This window comes from Pedobacter sp. KBW01, assembly GCF_003852395.1.
Taxonomy (GTDB): domain Bacteria; phylum Bacteroidota; class Bacteroidia; order Sphingobacteriales; family Sphingobacteriaceae; genus Pedobacter.
Window position 1 is genome coordinate 24,316 of sequence record NZ_QAJQ01000028.1, and the last position, 22,785, is coordinate 47,100.

At 42.0% G+C, this 22,785-nt stretch carries 15 protein-coding genes, 1 pseudogene and 1 riboswitch; of the genes and pseudogenes, 7 read left to right on the forward strand and 9 right to left on the reverse strand.

The window, feature by feature from the left end; all coding sequences use genetic code 11:
* Positions 1-28 precede the first annotated feature (28 nt).
* Entirely contained in the window at positions 29-1,090 is a 1,062-nt protein-coding gene (locus DBR40_RS23130) for an SDR family oxidoreductase (protein ID WP_124562108.1), read from the reverse strand.
* An 85-nt stretch (positions 1,091-1,175) separates the two neighbouring features.
* On the opposite strand from DBR40_RS23130, the gene DBR40_RS23135 reads away from it, so the two are divergent.
* The 3 genes from DBR40_RS23135 to DBR40_RS23145 all read left to right on the forward strand — a co-directional run bounded on the left by DBR40_RS23135 (position 1,176) and on the right by DBR40_RS23145 (position 4,570).
* Positions 1,176-1,973: an AraC family transcriptional regulator gene (locus DBR40_RS23135; RefSeq protein ID WP_124562109.1), complete on the forward strand. Its 798-nt coding sequence runs from the start codon at positions 1,176-1,178 to the stop codon at positions 1,971-1,973.
* A 191-nt stretch (positions 1,974-2,164) separates the two neighbouring features.
* Positions 2,165-3,895 carry a DUF4091 domain-containing protein gene (locus DBR40_RS23140; protein WP_124562110.1) on the forward strand — a complete coding sequence of 577 codons (1,731 nt, stop codon included), beginning with the start codon at positions 2,165-2,167 and terminating at the stop codon, positions 3,893-3,895.
* A gap of 174 nt (positions 3,896-4,069) precedes the next feature.
* Positions 4,070-4,570 (forward strand): GNAT family N-acetyltransferase, encoded by a 501-nt coding sequence (locus DBR40_RS23145; protein WP_124562111.1) that lies wholly within the window; start codon positions 4,070-4,072, stop codon positions 4,568-4,570.
* A 76-nt stretch (positions 4,571-4,646) separates the two neighbouring features.
* Here the strand turns inward: DBR40_RS23145 and DBR40_RS23150 are convergent, their stop codons facing one another.
* Positions 4,647-5,645 (reverse strand): helix-turn-helix transcriptional regulator, encoded by a 999-nt coding sequence (locus tag DBR40_RS23150; RefSeq protein ID WP_124562112.1) that lies wholly within the window; start codon positions 5,643-5,645, stop codon positions 4,647-4,649.
* Between the two features lie 80 nt (positions 5,646-5,725).
* Between DBR40_RS23150 and DBR40_RS23155 the strand changes: the two genes are divergently transcribed.
* Entirely contained in the window at positions 5,726-8,125 is a 2,400-nt protein-coding gene (locus DBR40_RS23155) for a TonB-dependent receptor (protein ID WP_124562113.1), read from the forward strand.
* 18 nt (positions 8,126-8,143) lie between these two features.
* Positions 8,144-9,490 (forward strand): hypothetical protein, encoded by a 1,347-nt coding sequence (locus tag DBR40_RS23160; protein WP_124562114.1) that lies wholly within the window; start codon positions 8,144-8,146, stop codon positions 9,488-9,490.
* An 84-nt stretch (positions 9,491-9,574) separates the two neighbouring features.
* Here DBR40_RS23160 and DBR40_RS23165 read toward each other — a convergent pair whose 3' ends face one another.
* Positions 9,575-10,933, reverse strand: coding sequence for an alkaline phosphatase family protein (locus DBR40_RS23165; protein WP_124562115.1), 1,359 nt, complete (start codon positions 10,931-10,933; stop codon positions 9,575-9,577).
* A 242-nt stretch (positions 10,934-11,175) separates the two neighbouring features.
* On the opposite strand from DBR40_RS23165, the gene DBR40_RS23170 reads away from it, so the two are divergent.
* On the forward strand, positions 11,176-11,997 hold the full coding sequence (locus DBR40_RS23170) for a family 16 glycosylhydrolase (RefSeq protein ID WP_124562116.1): 822 nt from the start codon (positions 11,176-11,178) through the stop codon (positions 11,995-11,997).
* A gap of 59 nt (positions 11,998-12,056) precedes the next feature.
* On the opposite strand, the gene DBR40_RS23175 is transcribed toward DBR40_RS23170, so the two are convergent.
* On the reverse strand, positions 12,057-12,518 hold the full coding sequence (locus DBR40_RS23175; RefSeq protein WP_124562117.1) for an Lrp/AsnC family transcriptional regulator: 462 nt from the start codon (positions 12,516-12,518) through the stop codon (positions 12,057-12,059).
* 143 nt (positions 12,519-12,661) lie between these two features.
* Positions 12,662-12,841: riboswitch (cobalamin riboswitch) on the forward strand.
* Positions 12,842-13,020: 179 nt separating this feature from the next.
* Here DBR40_RS23175 and metE point away from each other — a divergent pair.
* Positions 13,021-15,333 (forward strand): 5-methyltetrahydropteroyltriglutamate--homocysteine S-methyltransferase, encoded by a 2,313-nt coding sequence (gene metE, locus DBR40_RS23180; RefSeq protein WP_124562118.1) that lies wholly within the window; start codon positions 13,021-13,023, stop codon positions 15,331-15,333.
* Positions 15,334-15,798: 465 nt separating this feature from the next.
* Here metE and DBR40_RS23185 read toward each other — a convergent pair whose 3' ends face one another.
* The 5 genes and pseudogenes from DBR40_RS23185 to DBR40_RS27165 all read right to left on the reverse strand — a co-directional run.
* A complete protein-coding gene (locus DBR40_RS23185; protein ID WP_124562119.1) occupies positions 15,799-17,796 on the reverse strand; it encodes an OmpA family protein in 1,998 nt (665 codons plus the stop codon).
* A gap of 3 nt (positions 17,797-17,799) precedes the next feature.
* A complete protein-coding gene (locus DBR40_RS23190) occupies positions 17,800-18,765 on the reverse strand; it encodes a type IX secretion system membrane protein PorP/SprF (protein ID WP_124562120.1) in 966 nt (321 codons plus the stop codon).
* Between the two features lie 47 nt (positions 18,766-18,812).
* The gene (locus tag DBR40_RS27050) at positions 18,813-20,114 is read right to left on the reverse strand and encodes a gliding motility-associated C-terminal domain-containing protein (RefSeq protein WP_233603970.1); all 1,302 of its coding nucleotides are present in this window, start codon (positions 20,112-20,114) and stop codon (positions 18,813-18,815) included.
* A 25-nt stretch (positions 20,115-20,139) separates the two neighbouring features.
* The gene (locus DBR40_RS23200; protein ID WP_124562121.1) at positions 20,140-21,717 is read right to left on the reverse strand and encodes a hypothetical protein; all 1,578 of its coding nucleotides are present in this window, start codon (positions 21,715-21,717) and stop codon (positions 20,140-20,142) included.
* Between the two features lies 1 nt (position 21,718).
* Positions 21,719-22,785, reverse strand: a pseudogene (locus DBR40_RS27165) (collagen-like protein); the annotation flags it as partial.

Below are 22,785 nucleotides of genomic sequence, written 5' to 3' on the forward strand. Positions count from 1 at the left end.
TATTTTAAACCACTATTTTAACTTAACCCTAAATTTCAGGAATAATTTTCTGATGCTTAAGTTCATCAAATAAGTCGAAGAACATTTTTTCAGTGTCTATATATTCATTAAACCCCATTCTTCTTGCTTTGGTTCCGTCCGAAAAGAAGTCGTAATCCCATGAAAAAACAAAATCGCCGAAAGCCCATGACGATACTGCTTCGTAACTAGTGTCGGCTAAACCATAACTGGCCTGTATGTCTGCCCATATTTCTGCCTTATCGACCATCACTTGCTGTAAAGGCATTGGTAAAGGAGCAGCAGTTTCCATTTTAAAGTAGGTGGCAATTTTAGGCCAAAGGTCATTCCATCTAATTAAATCGCCGTTGGTAATATTAAAAGCCTGGTTGGCACATGCTGTATTTGTAGCAGCCCAAACCGTAGCTTTTGCCAGTAATCCGGCATCGGTAATATCCAGCAACTTATCGTATGCACCAGGTTTACCCGGAAAACGAAGGGGTACACCTAATTTTTTTGAAATTGAAGCATATACAGCTATAACCATCACCAGGTTCATAGGATTACCCAAGGCCGTTCCGGCAACAACCGAAGGTCTAAGCGCCGACCAGGTCCATTTTTTACCCTTTTGATGTTCTGTTAAAAACTCTTGCTGCGATACATTAAACTCAGGAGGCATATGTGCACCATCACTTTCTTTTGCAGGCGTTTTAAATGGCCCATAGTGTGCACCATAAACCTTATAACCTTGCATTAAACTTATATGCTGCAGGTTCTCTGCTACACTTTCGATCGCATTAACTACATTAACCAGCATTGCCATATTTGGGGCAACAAGGCCAGCCCAATCTGATCGGTCCTGGTACGCAGCATAAAAAATATGTGTTACCCCGTGCAGTTTATGCAATTGCTGCTTGCTTTCAGCCTCGTTCAGTAAATCAACAGTGAGGTATTGTGTTTTATTTGTGCTTAAGCCTCCTCTACGCGATAAACCGATAATATTCCAATTGCCCAAACTTTCCAAATGCTCAATCAGCTTACTTCCAATTACCCCGTTTGCACCTACTACGAGTGCGGTTTTAATGTTTTTCATTGCTGTTTTATTTATTACTATGCAAAGGTGAACGATAAAACCACAGGCACTTTTGTAAAATACTTTGATAAATTTGTATAAATCTATGATTAAGCGATATATCCAGTTTCAACCTCTTGTGGTTTCGGAGTTCGAGGCAACAGCATGGCCGTACCCAGTACACAGGCACAACCACTATGAGCTGATTTATGTCAAATCGGGTTCTGGTGTTCATTTCATTAACCAGTTACCGATTGCCTATCGGCAGGGCAACCTGTTTTTAATCGGCCCTGATGATGAACACTATTTTGAGATCGAAGAGAAGACACATTTTATTTATATGAAATTCACCGATATCTACATCCATCAAAACGACATTAGTCTACTAGGGATCAAGCAATTAGAATACCTGATCAAGAGTCGGGAAACCCACCTTTCAGGTTTTAATTTCTCAGAAGAAGACCAACAGGTTGCCGACCAGATCATTACGCTTGTACTGGCATTAAAGCACAATATGCTGCAGAATGAAATGCTGATCTGGGCACAAATCCTTACCCTAGCGCATATTATGCAGCGCAACATGCCCGAAATTAAAAGCAATAGCCAGCGCACAAAAGATATACAGGCCCTTTTCTGTTACCTGCATAAACACATTTACCAGCCTAAGCAGTTAAAAGCAAGCGTAATGGCTGCCCACTTTAAACGCTCTGAAGATTATATTGGGCCGTATTTCAAGCGGAACACCGGATTCACACTTCGTAGCTACATTAACGATTACCGCAAGCATTTAATCGAACAGCGGATGGCCAGTGGGAGATTTGGACTGAAGCAAATTGCAGCCGAATTCGACCTTACCGATGAAAGCCATGTGAGCAAACTGCTTCGTAAAGATGTAAAGCACTAGATTGCCATTTTGGCGATATACTAGATATACAAACGGGTATTTTTTTATTTGCCCCCCTCCCTTCAACCTCCTAACCTTCCAGCCCTCTACCTCTTGCCTTCCGTCTTGCATCATCTTTGTTACAATCACACAAACGATTGCGCTAAAAATGCTTTCTACAGTATGATTTACAATTTGTTAACTTGTGGATTATGAAGTTTTCTCTATTTATTTTAACCCTGTTAACCGCTGCAACGGTTAATGCGCAAGATGCCAGTCTGGCCCTCCAAAAAGCACCCAAATTAAGTACAGATGTTGTTACTGCCCAATGGGCAAAAGTACCTGCCGGATTAAACCTAAGCTTTGCCAGCAGCAACCAACGCTTTGCCCGCGAGGTGCCGCCAACGGTAAACAACAACAAAAGCTGGGTATTTAACTCCTGGAAAGGCGAAATCCTAAACACCCAAATCCTGATCTGGACAAAAGGCACCGCCCCGGTAAGCTTGAATATAAGCGATTTAAAAAGCCCTGAAGGTAATACCATTAAAAAAGAAAACCTATCAACAGGCTTTATCAAATATGTAATTACCGACGAATTCAGAGATGGTTGCGGTTACCGCAAATCGAAAGATTTTGATTCTTCGTACGTTGCCGATCTTATCGATACCAAAACTAAAGTACTTACTTTAACGCCTAATAGTACCCAACCGGTTTGGCTAAGCATAAAAGTTCCGCAGGGAGCAAAAGCTGGTATTTATAAAGGAACCGTTAGCATTAACGGAGATAAAGCAAACAGCCTCGAAATTTCGGTTAGGTTGGTAGACAGAACCTTAACTTCGCCAGAGCAGTGGGCTTACGATTTAGACCTTTGGCAACATCCGGCAGCCATTGCACGGGTGCACCAGGTAAAATTATGGAGCAACGAGCATTTTGACTTAATGAAAGATTATTATAAAATGCTGGCTAATGCCGGACAAAAAACCATTACCACCAGCATTGTAAACGAACCCTGGGGACACCAAACTTACGACGACTACCCCAGCCTGATTAAATGGACGAAGAAAAAAGATGGTAGCTGGAGTTACGATTATAGCCTGTTTGATAAATATGTAGCTTTTACCATGAGCTGCGGCATTAACCAGCGCATTAACTGCTACAGTATGGTACCCTGGAAAATTGCATTCAGCTATTTCGACGAGAGCACCAACAAAGAAGCTGTTTTTACGGAAGCCATTGGCACCCCAGGTTACAACGTTTTTTGGGGCACCATGCTTAAAGATTTTACCCGCCACCTGAAACAGAAAAACTGGTTTAACAAAACCTACATTGCCATGGACGAAAGGCCTATGCCTGCCATGAAAAGTGTAATCAGCCTGCTAAAATCGATTGATAGCGAATGGAAAATCGCATTGGCCGGCGAATATCACCAGGAAATTGAAAAAGATATTTTTAACTATTGCATTGCCTCTAAATGGGAATACCCTGCCGAGGTATTGAAAAACCGCCATGCAGCGGGCAAAATAAGCACCTGGTACACTTGCTGTACCGAACCTTACCCAAATGCTTTTAGTTTTTCATCGCCGGCAGAGTCGGTTTGGATGGGTTGGTACACCGCCAACAAAAACATGGATGGTTACTTGCGTTGGGCCTTTAACAGCTGGACCAAAAGTCCGTTAACCGATACGCGTTTTACGGCATGGCCTGCCGGCGACACTTACCTGGTTTACCCGGGACCATTTAGCTCGGTACGTTTCGAAAAAATGATTGAAGGCGCACAGGATTTTGAAAAAATAAAACTACTTAGAAAAGAATATACTGATAAAAACCAAAGCGAAAAACTGCAACAGCTTGAAAATGCTTTGAAACAGTTCGAGATCAGTAATCTGCCTAAAACAACAGCAGCCGAAACTCTATCAAAAACCAAAGAGATTTTGAATAACTAACCGGGAAAAAAAGATTCCTGTTTTTTGCCACAGATAACCACAGATCATTTATTTAAATCTGTGGTTATTCTTTTTATCTGTGGTTTATTTCTTTTGCACAAATTTATCCTCTGTAAAAACCTGTTCTGACATAGCGATGAACGATGCTTTTCTTCATTCTGCTATCTTTGGTCCATGACAATCAGATTAGCCGAAACGACAGATATAGCAGGTATAATGCAATTGGTACGTAAAGTAGTGCCCTTAATGCAGGCTGCAGGAAATTTCCAGTGGGGAAACGATTATCCAAACCCCGAAGTATTTGAGAAAGACATTGCGCTGGCGCAGTTATGGGTAGCTGAAATAGACAATCAAATTGCAGGGGTTACAGCCATTACTACCGATCAGGATCCCGAATATGCTGATGCCGGCTGGGATATTACCGAAAATGCCATTGTAACCCACCGCCTGGCGGTAAACCCCGATTTACAGGGCAAAGGCATTGCCCGGGCCTTAATGCAGCAGGCAGAAACTGTGGCGCAAACACGTAACATTACCATTTTAAGGGTAGATACCAATAGTGAGAATAAGGCTACACAAGCGCTGTTCCCCAAATTAGGTTATGCATTTAGTGGAGAAATTACACTGGCCAAACGCCCGGGATTACGATTCTTCTGCTACCAAAAATTACTGTAAAAAATCAGTCTTTAGATTTCAACTGGTACAAAAGGAAACCAAGGAGTTTCTATGGTTTGATAGAAAACTATTCCTACTAAACTATTGCACAAAAGAGATTATCAAAAAGCACAATAATATCTTCCATGAAGATCAATAACGATAATTTGCCTGCTTTAATTTTATTGGGCAAGTAGCCAAAGTATTTTTTAAATGCGCTGGTAAAGTGTGTAGCATGCTTGTAGCCTACCTTTTTAGCAATCTCGGCAATGGTAATATCTTTTGCCAGGAGTATTGACCTGGCCTTTTCCATTTTAAACTGATTGAGGTAACCATATACGGTATTACCGAAAACAGTTTTAAAATCGCGTTTAAGATTAAACTCGTTGGTACCCACCAGGTGGGCCAGGGTACGTAACGACAGCTTTTCTCCAACATGGTGTATTAAGATTTCCCGTGCTTCCTGCATCCTTTCTAATTCTTCGGTTTTAAGCTTTGGCGTACCTATACTACTTTGAAGCTGCTCAAATTGTCCAAGTTGCAGCGCCAGTAGTTCAATTACTTTAGATTCGAGCAGCAACTGATCGCAGAAATTACTTTGAGCTGCATCGCTCAGTCGTTGCAAAATTGTACCAATTTCGGGCGTAACAGACAAGTTTACTGGTGAAAGTATGACCGGGGCCTCCTTGCCTGTGCGTACAGCCATGAGTCTGCGATGTGCCGGATGGTTAACCGGTACATACCGGTTTAAAAAAGCAGCACTCAGGTTAATACAAACCACTTCGTCGCTACTATCGCTCATAACCATGCGCACCGACTGAATGGCTACCCGGCAAAGGTTGTGTTGATGTACACTGATATTTACCTTATCCGGTGCATCAGAGGTGTGGACGGTGACATTCCCTTTCAACACAAAAATCATTTGAAAAACTTCTAACTGCTCATCATCCGGATGGCTCATCCTGATTTCGATCTTCTTCCGGTCTGCTACATCCATAATATAGCTGAAAGCAATCGCTTTATTAAACGAAAACACACTTTCTATATCGTGTTTATATTCTCCCTTAAGCGTTAGTTCTTCTCCCGATTGCGTCATATTCAGCTTTTATCTTTGCGGCAAAGTTATTCTTATTAAGACCTATTCTAAAGAACAAATATAAAAAATTACACTATTTAATGAAACACTGTTTATTAATCCTCATCATATCCTGTATCACTTCCGCAGCATCAGCCCAAACCGGCACCCTGTGGGGCAAGGTAACCAACGAGCAGGGCGAAGCGGTTAGCGGTGCTACTGTTTTACTGAAAGAGCTTGACAGAAAAACCATGACAGATGCTGATGGCAAGTATGAGATGCAGGCAGTGAAATATGGCAATTATACGCTGATTATCAGTTCTGTTGAAATACGCCACAAAAACTTCGCAGTTAATATTAATAAAGATAAAACTGTGCTAAACCCAAAGGTGCTAACCATTTCCGATCGCGAGCTGGAGCAGGTAACCGTGCAGGGCAAAACAGAAAAAAGGAAGATCGAAACTTCGGGTTTTGCCGTGAATGTAATTGATACCAAAGCAGCATCATTACGGAATTTACAAACCAACGAACTTCTTAATAGAACTGTTGGAGTTAGGGTTCGCCAGAGTGGCGGTATCGGTTCTGAAGCAAATTACAACTTAAACGGAATGTCAGGCCGCGCCATTGGAATTTTTATTGATGGAATAGAGATTTCTACCTATGGTTCTTCTTTCAACCTCAACAATATTCCACCATCTATGATTGAGCGGATAGAAGTGTATAAAGGCGTATTGCCTGCGCACCTTGCCGGCGATTACCTGGGCGGAGGCATTAACGTGATTTTAAAAAAAGGCGGTTTGCGCAACAACTTAAATGCCTCAGTTTCTTATGGCTCTTTTAATACCCAACAGGCCGATTTAAGCGGCATGTACCGCGATGCCAAATCTGGTTTTACGGTACGCGGATCAGGTTTTTACAGCTACTCTGATAACGATTATGAGGTATGGGGCAAGTTTGTACGTAATGAACAGCCCAACGGCCAGATGATCGAAACTCGGGGAAAGCGGTTTAATGATGCCTACAAATCGTATGGTGGCCGTTTCGAACTGGGTTTTACCGATGTAAAATGGGCCGACAACCTGATGGTAAACTATAACGTTTCGGATACTTACGATGAGGTACAACATGGCCAGTACATGAGCAGGCCTTATATGGGCAGATTTTCAAAATCGCAGGCACATGTAATTGGTCTCGATTATAAAAAGAACGACCTGTTGTTAAAAGGCTTAAATTTTAGCTTTAACGGTGTTTACAGCGACAGGCATCAATACATTCAGGATACGGTAAGTTACCGCTACAACTGGGATGGGCAGAAAGTAATTGGCATAAAAGGCGAACCCTTGCGCACACTTGGTGGTGCACAACAGGCTGCCCCAACCATGAACAACATCAGCAGGCAAATTGCGACTTTACGCGCCAGTTTAAGTTACAATATTGCCGAAAACCATAAAGTAGTTTTTAACCATATGTTTTATGTGGTAGACAGGCAGGATATGGACGAGCTGAGAACCATATTGGAACGAAATTATCTGTCGACCAGCGACCTGACTAAAAATGTTTCGGCTTTCTCATACGAAATGGAAGCTTTTGAAGGCCGTTTAAGAACCAGTTTATTTGGTAAATACTATCAACAAAAAATAGACCGGACAGACCCCGTACAACAAAATGTAAACGGACAGCCTACCCGTATAGAAAGGATAACCAGCGACGACCGAAATACCACTGGTTATGGTTTTGCCACTTCATATTCCCTTAAACCCAACTTTGTTATTATCGCCTCGGCCGAGAAAGCAGTAAGAATGCCCGGCGAATCGGAGATATTCGGTAACCAGGCCGACAATTTAGTGGCCAATCCATCTATCCGTCCAGAGATCAGTAATAATTTTAACCTGGGCTTCCGTGCAGGTACCTTTCGCTTTAACCAACATCGCATTTCTATTTCAGGAGGTAGTTTTTTACGTAACACCAAAGATAAAATCGTGCTTTTATCAAGCGACCGGAATATTACCAATATGGAAACCTCCAACAATGTAAACCTATCCGGCGTACGATCTATCGGATTCGAAGCTGAAGTAAACTACATATACCGTAAACTGAATGTGGTACTGAACTTGTCGAGATTCAATGCATTGCTGCAGGATGGAGCTTCGCTCTTTAACGGCAATCAAATTCCAAACGAACCCTTCTTTACCGCAAACGGTAATGTACAATACCGCATAGATAATCTGTTGCAGAAAAAATCGGCTTTAAACCTGTATTACAATTTCGGTTATGTACACCCCTTCGAAACCATCTGGCAGCTTAAACGCGACGAATTTAACATTACCCCTACCCAGTTTATACAGGATTTAGGCACCAGCTACCGTTTCCCTAACCAAAGGATGGTGATCAGTTTCGACGCCAAAAACATATTTAACAAAGAGGCTTACGATAATTTTGCCGCCCAAAAACCTGGAAGAGCATTTTATTTAAAGTTTAACTATACCATTAACAATTTTTAAATCTAATTAATCATTAATATGAAAAAGCAATTTTTAAAGCTCTTGATGCTTGGAGCTGTAGCAATGGCAACTACTATTTCAGGTTGTTCGAAAAATAATAAAATACCAGAGCCGGAAGAAAACCTGGGCAACTCCAGCCGCTGGATTACCCTTTCGGGTGCTTTGATGGGTACTACCCCGGGAGATGGTAATGGTGGAACAATGGTGTATTCGGTAAGTGTAAACGATGCCAAAGACCCCAACAAATCTATAGATGTTTATACCAATGGTTTTCCAGTAAGGTCGCAACGTACTGCCCGTTTACAATCATCGCTTGATGGAAGTACACTTTTTAACATTGCTTACACCGGACCAAACGGAGGAGAGTTTTCTAAATATAAAGTAAATGGTGGTAGCAGCTATGCTGAATTAAGCGACAAGGTAAATATTTCCAGCTACGCAACTACTTCACCCCGCTGGGTGAAACTATTCGATAACGATAAAACTGGTGTTGCAGTAAACGTTTCGGGTGTAAAAATTACTACAGAAGCGGATGGAATAACCTATAAATATGCAAGGGCAAAATCAACAGTATTGTCTTTAAACCTGCAGGCTGCAGGCATTAAAACTTACGAGCAGTATGAAATTCCGCTTTTAGCAACCGAAGAGGCTCAGGGTTTTTACATTGGACGTTTAGATGGCCCGGTATTAAACAAAGCGGGTAACAAGTTAATTATTGGTGTTTCTAAAAGCAAGTACAATACCGCAACGGGCATTGCTGATAATTCGGGGACTGTTAAAATCCCTGCAAAATCGTTACTGGTTGATTATCCATCACTAAAAAACCCAACTTTAATCAGTTCTACTGTGAGCACAGGTAACACCAATGGTTATCGCAATTTCAATTCTTACCTGGCCGAAGATGGTTACATTTACCAGGCTACGCAAGAGGCAGGTTCACATATCCTGCGTATTAACCCAAATAACGAATACGATAACGCCTATAAATTTAGCTTAGATGCAGCTTTAGGTGTTAAAGGAGCCTACATAGAAAGCTGGACATATGCCCGAAACGGAATTGCCTTTATCATGTACACGCATGATGGAGCAGCTGCCTCAGCCTTTAATGCCACCGAACAACAAAGTTTTATTGCAAGGGTAGATTTAAATGCCAAAACCGCTAAACAGGTAACCTTACCTTATGAACCCGATCTTTACTTTTTTCAATATCAGGGTTGGGTAGTAAATGGCGATGAAGTTTTTGTAGCTGTAACCCCAGTTGGTAAAGATGGCAACATTTACATCATCAACAGCAGAACGGGTAACGTAACCAAAGGCGCTAAACTGATTAACAAAACAGGAAACCACTACATTGGCGTATTTTAAACCTGTTAAAAAAAAGATTAAAAATAAAGGGCTTCGAAAATATACTTTCGAAGCCCTTTATTTTTTTAACCAGTTATTTGCCTGTTATTTCTTTACCGGAGCCAGTATGCCCGGGTATAACACGCCATCTGTTTTTAGGTTCAGGTTAAGCAATTTTGCAATTAAAGGTGCAATATCTTCCTGACCAATTAAGGGCAAAACAGCACCTGCTTTTATTCCTTTACCGAAAGTAACAAAACCGGTTTGTATCTCTTTAAAATCAGTTGGAAGGTAGCCATGGGTACCACCGCTGGCCGGAGCAAGCATATCGCCCGTGGCCGAAGCTCCAAAGCTGAAACCCTGATTTGCAGCAAGCGCTAAAACAGCTGTTGGATCGACTTGTGCTTTAGCAATCCCCTCTTTATCCAATACGTGGAAAGTTCTTTGGATGCCTTCCGGTAACTGGCTTAATGCTTTTTTTACCTGCTCTACGCTTTTTTTATCGTTTGGATCTTTAAGGTGTAAAAAGGCAGATCCACCGCTTTGCTGAAAGTAAGCTTTCCAGCCTTCTTTATTGGCATCATCGTAAAGGCCAAGCTTGTTTAGTACTACATTAGGTTTAAACTGTGTGTGGATATCAACAAAACCGTGGTCGCCGGTAATGATGAAAGTAGTGTTTTTGCTCATACCCGATGCCTCTACCGCATCCATAATGGTTTTAATAGCCACATCTGCCCCTACGATAGCCGATCTTACTTTATCTCCATCGCGGCCCTGCTCATGTTCAAAGTGATCTAAAAGTGCAATGTGCAATGCCAGGAAAGCTGGCTTATATCTTCTTAAAATATAGGCTGCCATGCGCGATTTATTCTGGTCGCTGGTATAAAAATCAACCGAAGCACCATATTCCTCGTTAAACTTACCTACCGCATAATCCTGTACTTCCTGAAAAAGCTCTTTAGGGTTCGATTCCAAAGACATGGCTTTAATCTCGTCTTTTTTCTCTCCTTTACCTTGTGGAAGAATTACATACTCAGGCAGGTTATACGTAATTGGCGCACCAACGGTAACCGGCCAGCTCACCCCTGCGGTTGTTAAACCTGCATCTTTAGCTGCTGTCCAGATGGTAGGTACTTTAATGTCTTTGTAATACCAGAACCACTTGCCCGAAATGCCCAGCGGTTCAACAGGTGTGTTATAATAAATACCATGTTTGGCTGGCAATACACCACTTACAATGGTGGTGTGAGAAGGATAGGTAACCGTTGGGAAACTGCCCCTTACGCCCTCTGCATATGCTCCGTTTTGCATGGCCTGGCGTACATTAATCATGCCCCATTGCGGATCTAAATAAAATTCGGGGCGTAAGCCATCTATACTAATCAATACCACATGGTTTTCTTGTGCCGATACATATCCCGCCGAAAGCCACAACAAGGCCATTAGGGCAACTATTCGTTTCATAAATCTTTTTTCGGCAAAGGTATTTGGACAGTATACCCTTTAAGTTTGGTGAACATTAAGAAAATGTTAAGCTTACAGGCCACAAGCAGCTTCCTACCTACAGGCCTATGCACCTGCTGCAACAGGTCATCCATATTACCCATAATATCTTTGTATTTTTCGCCCCATTTGTTAAGGATTTTAGCCCCTGCTTATTCTAAAAAAGGTACACCTTTATCCTGTAACCAAATTTTAAATGTATTATGAAAAACACAGTTTCAATTTTAATCGCCGTTCTACTTTTATCCTGCGCCAAGAAAAATGATGTTCCCGAAGTACCAACGCTTTCGCAAAAAACGGATCCATTTCTCCAAAAACCTTTAAAACCAGCCGACTTTATTCACCAGATGACTCCTGTTTTTGTTGATGATTTTAACGGCACAACAATCGATGCAACGAAATGGGCTTACAGGGCTGATGGAACCGTAAGGGGATATGCTACTGTTTCGGGCAATAAAACCATTTCGCTTGATGGCAAAGGAAATCTGGTGATACAAACGATTAAAGATACTGATGGAAAATATTATGTTGGGCAACTGTGTACCGATGGTAAGTTTGCCCAGAAGTACGGTTATTTTGAATGCAGGGCTAAAATGCAAAAATCGCTTGGTACACACTCCTCTTTTTGGCTACAAACAAATACAATGGGTTCACAGCCAGATAATGCACTTGCAGTGGGTGCAGAAGTTGATATTTTTGAATACCTGAAGCCGAATCCAAACGCCACTTACCATACCGTACATTGGGGAGGCTACGGTGCAACCCACAAAAGCGAAAGTAAAATTGTACCCAGCGAAACCATTAACGACAATAATTTTCACACTTTTGGATTACTTTGGAACAACGTAGAATACGTCTTTTTTGTTGATGGAACCGAAGTATTCCGCACAAGTAAAGGCCTGTCGGGTATTTCAGAATACATGATCTTAAGTACCGAATTAACTGGTTTTGGCGGCGACTACACCAAGGGCGTATATCCCGACGAGGTTGTATTTGATTATGTTAAAACTTACCAGTTTAAATAGGCATTTCAACAGGCTCAGTGTGGCAAACTTGTAGACAAACGAAAGAATGCCACAGCCCCTTAAAAATTAATGTTATGCGAATTTTTAATCTCGGCCATTACGAAAGTGCTGTGTGTACTCCCAATACTTTCTACTGAGCCGAGTTTATTGAAAACAAAATCCTGATAGTGTTTCATGTCCCTCGCATATACCTTCAAAATAAAATCATAGTCGCCAGAAACATTATAACATTCTGTAACTTCATCTATTTTTAAAATATCGGCCACAAAGTGGTGGCCGATTTTTCGGTCATGCTGTTTCAGTTTAATGTTACAAAAAACAATAAAGCCCTGGTTAAATTTCTCCGCATCCAGTATAGCGATGTATTTTTTAATATAGCCATTGTTTTCTAACCGTTTTACCCTTTCAAAAACCGGCGACGGCGATAAGTTTACCTGCGCTGCCAGCTCTTTTGTGGTGTAACTGGAGTTATTGCCTAAAATCTTCAACAGTAATAAATCAGTTTCATCAAGCTCGCTCATAGAATATTTTTCTTTTTTGCTGCCAAATCTAAGTACTCAAAAGCAAAATACACTAAAAAACAACACAAAAACAGCTGTTTAACCTTATTATTTCACAATCAATAGTTTTAATATCCACTTAACTACCTTTGAAAAGAATTAAAAACTGATTGTAAGCAAAAGAGTTCTTGTATATATTTCAATAACCGGAAGTGAAAAGGGAATCGTGTGTAAATCACGAACTGTCGCGCAACTGTAAGTAACATTTAAGATTTTATCAAAAACATCCATAGATGATAAAACGGTTACAAGTCAGGATACCTTTCTGTTCCGGAATTGACAATGCTTTCGCGATTGAAGCCTGATGTCAGACAAATGCTGTTACACTGGTACAAAACCTTTATGGGCTTGTTGTGCCCTGTTTCCGTGGCATTGCGCTCCTTCATACTTCCTTCCTTATTGCATTGCGAAATTAACAAGGGGCTTTTTACAATGATTATTAACCATTTAAAAAGTTGAAAAAATGCAAACCCACAACCTAGGCTACCCGCGTATCGGGAGCAACAGAGAACTAAAAAAAGCCAGCGAGCAATATTGGGCCGGCAAAATTACTTTGGCAGAGCTGCTGAGCAAAGGCCGTAACATTGCCGATCAAAACTGGAAACTACAACAAGAGGCAGGTATCGACCTGATTCCTTCAAACGATTTTTCTTATTACGACCAGATCCTGGATATGTCGCTAACCGTAGGCGCCATTCCAAAACGTTATAACCAGGTGGTACTGCAGAAAACCAATAACGAACTCGATTTGTATTTTGCCATGGCCCGGGGCTACCAGAAAGATGGTTTAGACATTACCGCCATGGAAATGACCAAATGGCTCGATACCAATTACCATTACATTGTACCCGAATTTTATAAAAACCAGGAGTTTAACCTTTTCTCAGGCAAAATTGTAAACGAATTTGTAAGGGCAAAACAACTGGGCATTAACAGCAAACCTGTAATTATTGGGCCTGTTTCTTACCTGTTACTGGGCAAAGAAAAAGAAACCGGTTTTGATAAAATCGACTTGATTAAGAAACTGTTACCGGTTTACCTCCAGATTTTAACAGAGCTGAAAGATCAGGGAGCAGAGTGGATCCAGTTCGACGAACCGTTTTTAGCGTTAGATATTAACGAAAAAGCCCGTGCAGCCTACAATTATGTTTATGCCGAAATCAGGAAACAATTTCCGCAGCTTAAGGTATTGGTAGCCACTTATTTTGAGGGCTTAAAAGATAACCTTGCACTGGCTACCGGCTTACCTGTACAGGCTTTACACATCGATTTGGTACGTTGCCCTGAGCAGCTGGATGAAGTACTAAATGCCATTCCGGCTACATTAAGCTTATCTCTTGGAGTGGTTGATGGTAGAAATATCTGGAAAAATGATTTTGAGCAATCTTTAGCCATCATCAAAAAAGCAGTAGCCCAACTGGGTAGCGACCGCGTATTGATTGCGCCTTCGTGCTCATTATTGCATTCGCCTTGCGATCTGGACCTGGAAACCAACGAGGAAACCCTTACCCCCGAAATTAAGCAATGGCTGGCCTTTGCCAAACAGAAAATTGATGAGGTGGTTACCCTCAAAGCATTGGCTGATGAAACCCCCGGTCAGGAGGCACTGACTAAACTCACTGAAAACAAAAACGCCATTGAAAGCCGCAGAACTTCTACGCTGATCCATAACACAACAGTAAAGCAAAGGGTAAGTGGCATTACCGATAAAGATGCAGAACGCGAAAATGCCTTTTCGATCAGGAAAAAGACACAGCAGGATATTTTAAAACTGCCGCTTTTCCCTACTACAACTATCGGTTCTTTTCCACAAACTACCGAAGTTAGAAACTGGAGGGCACAATTTAAAAAGGGAGAAATTACACCTGCCGAATACGATACTTTATTAAAAAAGGAAACCGAAGAAGCCATTCGCTGGCAGGAAGAAATTGGCATTGATGTATTGGTACATGGCGAATTTGAGCGTAACGATATGGTAGAGTATTTTGGTGAGCAGCTTAACGGCTTTACCTTTACCAAAAATGGCTGGGTACAGAGCTACGGTAGCCGCTGCGTTAAACCCCCTATTATTTATGGTGATGTAGACCGCCCTAAAGCCATGACGGTTTACTGGACAGCATTTGCGCAATCGTTAACCCCAATCCTTGTAAAAGGCATGTTAACCGGTCCGGTTACGATATTGCAATGGTCTTTTGTACGTAACGACCAGCCGAGATCAGTTACCTGTAACCAAATTGCACTGGCTATCCGCGATGAAGTGGTAGACCTCGAAAATGCAGGAATAAAAGTCATTCAAATTGATGAGCCAGCCATACGCGAAGGCCTTCCGTTACGCCAAACAGATTGGCAGGCTTACCTGAAATGGGCGGTTACGGCCTTTAAAATTTCGGCAAGCGGTGTAAAAGACGAAACGCAGATCCATACTCACATGTGCTATTCGGAGTTTAACGATATTATCCAAAATATCGCCGATATGGATGCCGATGTAATTACAATTGAATGTTCGCGTTCGCAAATGGAACTGCTTGATGCCTTTGCCGACTTTAAATACCCGAACGAAATTGGGCCTGGTGTGTACGATATCCACTCGCCAAGGGTACCTTCAAGAGCAGAAATGGTGCAGCTTTTGGAAAAAGCGAAAGCTGTGGTTCCTGCCGATCAGCTTTGGGTAAACCCTGATTGTGGATTAAAAACCCGCCATTGGGATGAAACCAAAAAAGCACTGATTGAAATGGTGGCAGCAGCCCAGGAAATGCGCGAAGAGGTATTGGCGTAATTGAGTTTTGAATGATTGAATTAGGTTAAGGCAGATCCTTCGACAAGCTCAGGATGACAACTCAATTTATTACCATGTAAAACAAAAACCATATCAGACATATAAGTTTCATATAAGTACAATTACCCTTACATGAGCTTATATGTCTTAAATGGTAAATAAATTGCAATCGTGTCTTCGTTCCAACCTTTAATATTCTTACATGTCTTAGGTGGTGAAATAAATTGGCAACCTTAAATTAAGCCTGTAAACAAAGGTTAATATAGCCTGTTTCTTCGGAATTGCTTCGATAACATGTGAAGAAAATCCGTAGGAGTTCCGAAATTAATTAGTTGTTAATAAGGAGAAAATATAAACCCTATGGTTATGGTGTATTTAGAATAATTGCTAAAAAACGAAGCCATGCAAACAAGGGCTTTTTAGTCTATCCCTAACGCTAAAAGCCGCTTGCTGCACAGCAACGTTTTATAATTTTACAATCTTAAATTCGGTTCTCCGGTTTAACTGGTGTTCGGCTGCTGTACATTTTACACCGTTAGCACATTTATTAAGCAGTTGCGATTCGCCATAACCTTTAGCAGTAATCCGGTTCGGGGCAATGCCCTGGTTAATGATGTACTGAACGGCAGCATTGGCCCTGTTTTGCGATAGCTGCATGTTATATTGATCGTTACCCCGGCTATCGGTATGCGAACCCAGCTCAATCCAAATGGTTGGGTTATCTTTCATAATTTTAACCAGTTTGTTAAGCTCAATAGCTGCATCAGGCCTGATATCAGATTTATCGAAATCATAATAAATATTTTCCAGCTTAATTGCTTTCTCGAGCTCTATTTTTTCCAGATACAGATTTTGCTTAAGCATGGTGCTGGTGGTAAGGCCTTTGGTGGTTACCTGGGCCAAATCGTTGCGGTAAGCGGTTTTCTCTCCCGTAAGTTCATAATCAGCCGATTTTTCTAAATTGAACTGAAATGTACCATCATCACCTGTTAACACTTTCAGGTTTTGTATATTGGTTTTATTTAACGTAATCAACGCATTGTTGAGTGGAAGGTTAGTACGTTTATCGAAAACAATTCCGGTAAGTTTAAATACCAATAATTGAGGTGCAGTAAAGCTGTAAATATCATCGTTTCCTAAGCCACCTGTGCGATTGGAGCTCAGGTATCCGTTTAGTGCATTAGTTTTCAGAAAAGCAAAATCATCCTGAGGCGAATTGAGCGGGTAGCCCATATTTTCGATCTTACTGATTTTATCTCCTACGAGATTGGCTTTATAAATATCCAATCCGCCCATACCTACCCGACCATCGCTACTGAAATAAAAATCCTGATGCCCGCCCAACACAGGTGTACGTTCGTTACCGGCAGTATTCAGTGCTTTCAAATTAACGGGAAGCTGCCAGGTACCATCTGCTCTTTTCAGGCAAAAATAAATATCTGCCCCGCCCAGGCCGCCGGGCATAGTTGAACTGAAGTAAAGGGTATTGCCATCGGCACTGATAAAAGGATCGCTAACCGAATATTCATCCACTTTATTATAGCTAAAAGCGAGAGGACTACCCCAATTTCCCTTTTCATCTAACTTAGCCGAATAGATTTCTACGTTAACGGTAGCCAGTTTGCCTTTTACATAAACCGGATGCTTTGGGATTTTGGTTAAGGTGAAATACATTTCCTTTCCGCTTTGCGTAAAGCTGGCAGGCCCCATATGATAATCGGTGTGGGTTTGAATAGGAAAAGGACTTACGCTATCGGTTAATTCCCTTTGTGTATAGAGGCGTAAATAATGGTTTCCGGTCCAGCCGTAAATATTTTTATCGGGTTTCTTTGTGCCATCAAATTTAAAAAAGGGCCGATCGGAACCGTTTTGTACTGAACCATCAGCACCGCGATCGGAAGCAAAAGTTACGCCGTTACCAAACGTGTTAAGCCCCCAGTCTGATTGGGCAGAATTAAGTTTAGCGGCATTGGTAATGATAACCGATGTGGGGTTTTTCATCCAATACAAAGCAGAATCGCAGCTCAATAACCAGCGGTTTATATCGGCAGGGGCAACGGTTTCGCCAGTAGCAGCGTATTTTTGAAATTGCTGTTTGGCTTCGGTGTACTTACTATTTTGCTGTAAGGCTTTGGCATAGGCCAGTATATTTTCGGGTTTCGCATCTGGCATTGCAGCGGCAATGGCACTCCAGCTTTCGGCCTGTTTGTAATCGTTGATAAAGGCATAACAATGGTAAAGCCGCTCGGCGGTGTACTGCGTTGGTTTCTTTTGGTAGGCCTGTTCGTAAAGGTTTATGGCCTTGCTATAATTAAAAAGCTCGTATTGGGCATCGGCAGCATTGAGCACGTATTGCGCCTGGCCAGGTTTAGCGCCAAAAAGGAGCAGCAAGGTTAACATAGCCGTAGCTAAAAATCTTTTGTAGTTAACAGCAATAAAGTTTGGTATGGATAAATGAGCCATGGCTTAAAAAATTCTTGGGGTTAACATGCGCATGTTCTTTTTATTGAAAAAATAGCTGATTGATATTTCATGTGTTCCGCCGCTATATTGCTGCAGGGCACCAATAGAAAAATCGTAGGCATAACCAATCCTCAGGTTGTTGGTTGGAAACAGTTGTACTGCTGCCACTGCCGAATTCATTTTGCTTAAATCTTTTTGCAGATAGTCTTTATTGTACAGCTTAATTCCCGTGCGGTACGATCCTCCCAACCAGAGCTTTTCGTTTAAAATTACAAAGGCATTCAAATCTATGCTGCTTGGTCCTCCACGGTCGTCTTTCAATAAAAAAGAAGGTTTTAACAGGATATCCTGCGATAAGGGAATGAGCATGCCTGCAGTAAGGTAATAATGTGGTTTGGGTTGCGGAATAAAGGCATAGCGATCAATATCTATATACTGCGAAACGAGGTTATCGGCACTAATACCGGCATATAACTGGTCGTTAGCGAAGTAAACACCGGCACGGGCATCGGGCACAATGGTGCTTTCCATGCCAGTAGGCTGGTAAACTTCAAAATCGTTGGGGTTAAGCATTGCGCCATCAATTCCTAACTGAACTGCCCCTACACCCAAACCCAGGGCCAGCCTCGAAGTTCCATCGGCATTTAAACGAATGCGATAGGCATAATTGGCATAAACAGACTGGTTTCTTTGTGCGCCAAGCCTATCGCCAGAGAGTTGCAGGGCCAGCCCGACATTTCCGTTATTGGCAATGGCATCAACCGCTACCGACATGGTTTTTGGCGAACCCGTTAACCCTGTCCACTGGTTGCGATAAAAAGCATGTACGTTTAACTGTTCGCGGTAACCTGCATAGGCAGGGTTAATGTAAATGCCATTAAACATGTACTGGCTAAACTGTGCATCCTGCTGTGCAGAAGAAAGCTTAGTCAATAAAATTAAGGCTGTTATGGTGAGTATTTTTTTCATGGTGATGATGTACATACATCGGTTTAAGGCAATCGAACCTCAACCAATTATCTTCTAAATGCCCTGATTAATGTGATGTATCCTTTATACACCTGCCATGCAGCAGATGCATCTGCTTTAACCCTCAGTACGTAATAATACGTGCCCTCATTAAGGCCTTCACCGGTCCAGTTATTTTGATAGTTACTTGCTTTATACACTTCATTTCCCCAGCGGTTTACGATAACGAGATCATTCGCATCAAAAAATTCGAGTCCGCGGATTTCGAAGGTATCGTTATTGCCATCGCCATTTGGCGTAAACAGGTTGGGAATAATTAAATTAGTACCATCGAGCGAGTGCTTGGTAAAAAAGGCTCCATTGGCCAGCATATCGCCCGCTATGCTTACGTTACTGCGGGTATGAACACCCTGAGCAGGGTTGGTTGTTGCGCTTACATCCCATTTACCAAAGCCTAAATACTGGGTAATGGAAGCCTTTGCATCAATAAAACCCGAGCCATTGGTAATGGTATTGTGCTGTAAAGTAACGGTTGCAGTAGTCGGAGTAGCAGCATATAAATTCCAGGTTCTATCCATCCCTTTTATCATATCGGTGCCGGGTATATTATTGTCGGCATTATAATTCTGAACACTGGCAAAAATCCGTGTTGGTATTTTGGGCGTTAATGTTGCGGGTGTATAATCGCCTTCTGCAATGCCTATCGGAAATACAAATGCAGCATTGGCGTTAATATCTTTAACCATATGGCCGGTTAAACTGTTTTCGGTAACCACCATCCGCGACATGCTGTAATTACTGATTTTACCGCTAGCATTGAAAACTAAATTATTACCGTTTAATATAATGTCGGCTCCGTTAGCAGCCATATCTAATGTTCCGGCAATGTTTAGTGTAGCCCCATCTGCTCCAACCGGATTTTTGGTATTGTATCCCGGATCGGTAACATTGGCTAAAACAATGTTGCTTGTATTGTGGTGTTCGATAATGAGGTTAATGAAATTACCATTGTTGCCATCAATCTGTGTTGGACCCGATGGCATATCGGTGTAAAAAGGATTATCGCCCGGATTGTAAATGATAATCTTCCCTTTACCGCTAAATTTTGCACCGGGGGCAATCCATACATTTTTACTGTAAATGGTCAGCGTGCCGTCGATAGTCCAGTCGGCATCAGGCCCAAAATAAGTTTCCTCAGAGAAACGAAGCTCGGTTGTTCCGGCTGCAATATAAACAGTCGAATTATCAACAGTACTACTCCCTGCCCCTGTTTGCGCCTGAACCTCTATTTGGTAGCCCAGTAAAAGCAGCAGGATAATAATTAATATTTGTAATGTTTTTATTTTCATGTTGAATGAATTATCGCTTCAGCGGTTATTCGTTACCTGAAGGCAACATGGGGTTGGTGATGACCTGGCATTTGGAAACCCTAACCGTAATCGTGGCATTCTGAGAACGATAAGCCTCATCGCCATAAGGACCACCCACAACTGGAACCGTTATCCCTTTAATACTATAGTTGATGGATGCCGTACCGATAAAGCCTACAGCTGGGGTAAAGGTCACTTTCTTTGTTGTAGCATTGTAGGTAAACGTACCTTGGTTATTGGTTACCGAGAAAGGGTTGGTTGCAGTAGTACCATCGCTGTTCAAAAACCTGAATTGGCTGGCATCAATATTATCCTTCGATGCAGTTGGCACTGGCGATAAAAGTATGAGACCAGCATAAGCTATATCATTGGCATAAGGATCAACAACTACTGGTATATTTCTACAAGTAGCACCCAAATCATCTGCTGCTTCAGCCGCATAGGGCAAGGTAACCGTTAAGTTTTTGATCAGATGGATATTGTTTAAACCACCTGTACTGGCAGCAAAACCGATGCGTAAAAAATCGGGAACAGTAGCAGATAAGGTTCGCTGTGTATCAGCACCAGTATTACTATTGGTATTATAATCGGTATTACCGGCTGCATTGGCATTTTCGGTATAGGTAAAAGAAGTACGGTAGAGGTAATTATCAATCACCGTAGTAATGGTGCTCCCATGTTGGATCTTAACTGTTATATAAAACCCATTATTGTTGCCTAAAAGGTCATTATTAGGAACTAAATCTATAAATGCCTTTCTATAATCGGCATCAGCTGTTGTGGCACCCAGGCCTGTTGTTTTAAGGTCGAAACCTGTTGATGGTCCCGTAGAAAAGGTATAACCTCCGCCAGTTTGATTTAAAATAGCACCTCCATTACCTGTCGGTACTGCCAAAGTTGATTGGGTAATCATTACCGGATAACCTGTAAAACCCTGACCTTGACCGGTATTGTTAATCACTGGTCCGGCAGCTGCCCTTAAGGTAACATGACTTGAACCAGCCAGGCTTACTCCATTCCATCTTTTATCAGTTTGAAACTGCTTAGTTTTAAAGTTCCCAAAAGCATCTATACCTACGCCTAAATAAGCACCGGTAAGACCAGCTTTACGATTTGCTGCCCAAGAATCATTAGCACGGGCAAAATTATAACCCAAATCACCACCGGGAGCGCCAATAACCGGATTAGTTACTGCTGCATCAAATAGAAACATTGAAATACCATCTGCTCCGTTTCCACCGTACATTCCAAACTCAAATGCAATTTTAACTCCGTTTTTAGAAGAAAACTGTCTGTTATTTATAAAAATAGCACCGAAAAGGCTGTTGGCAGCACGTGTTAAACGTAAACCATTAGTGGTAAATGCCACATCGTTAGTTCCCGCTCCGGTTGGAGTAGATACTTCGGAAGGTTTGGTACCTGAGGTAAAAGATTGGGCATAAGGAAAATCTCCATAAGAACTCTGTGCCTGTGCACTTTGTTTATTCCAGAAGAACAAACAAAGTGTTAAGCTCAGTGTAACTATTTTGCCCAATTGTTTTAAATTAAATAACCTATTGCACATTCTCTTTATCCTATTCATGCTATTTAACTTTAAATACAATGTTCATGAACGAAGCTTCTGTTGCTACTGCTGTTGGTTTAACAGTATAAGTAATTACACCAGCAGCAGAAACCGTTACAGTATTGAATACCGTATTATCGAAATAGGTAACGAAATAATCCAATTCGCTTGCTGGCAATACCGGCAGCGTAGAAGAAGAGTTGCTTCTGGCCTGGCCAATTCCACCAGAGAAACCAAATTGCTGCGAATACTTGCTATAAATATCCAAAGTCTGATTCCCTACCAATGGAACCCCGTTCGAGTCGTGCGTAGGCACCACTACAGAAGGGGCATAAAAGAACTTGGGCAATGCACCCTTTAAGGCTTGTAAAACACCTGTTGAGGTAACCGTTACTACTTTGTCCGTTTCAGCGCCAGTTTGCAAACCTGGAATGGCCAATGTATTTGCAGCAGTAGTAGTGATCGTAGTTGCTCCGGTTAACGGCCCTCCCAATTGGGTATTGGTAGTGCTTGATTTATTTAAACCATTATCAGCAGTACTTGCAGGTGCCAATGTAGAAAGATCTACCGTCATTGTATTTCCTCTTTGCAAAGTAAGTGTTAATATTTTTGTGGCTGCATTTAAGCTAAAAGCAGTAATGGTTTGATTATCAGTATCAATTATAGTGTTATTGATAATATAAGGACTAGCTGCAGTTCCTGCGCCCGTAATACTGATTCCAGTACCAGCTTGCGAAACACCTCCTACGCCATTGGTACCTGCAGGGCCTTGCGCGCCTGTAGCTCCAACCGGTCCCTGAGAGCCTTGCGCACCAGCTACCCCAGCAGGACCAGTAGCGCCGGTTAGACCAATAGGGCCTTGAGGACCTGTTGCACCCACAGCTCCTGCAGTACCTTGTGCACCTGTTGCTCCGATATCTCCTTTATCTCCCTTCAAACCCTGGGCTCCTGTGGCTCCTGCAGTACCTTGTGGGCCAATTGCACCTGTTGCACCAGCCGCTCCAGTATCGCCTTTATCACCTTTTAAACCCTGAGCACCTGTGGCTCCTGCAGGGCCTTGCGGACCAATTGCGCCTGTTGCACCAG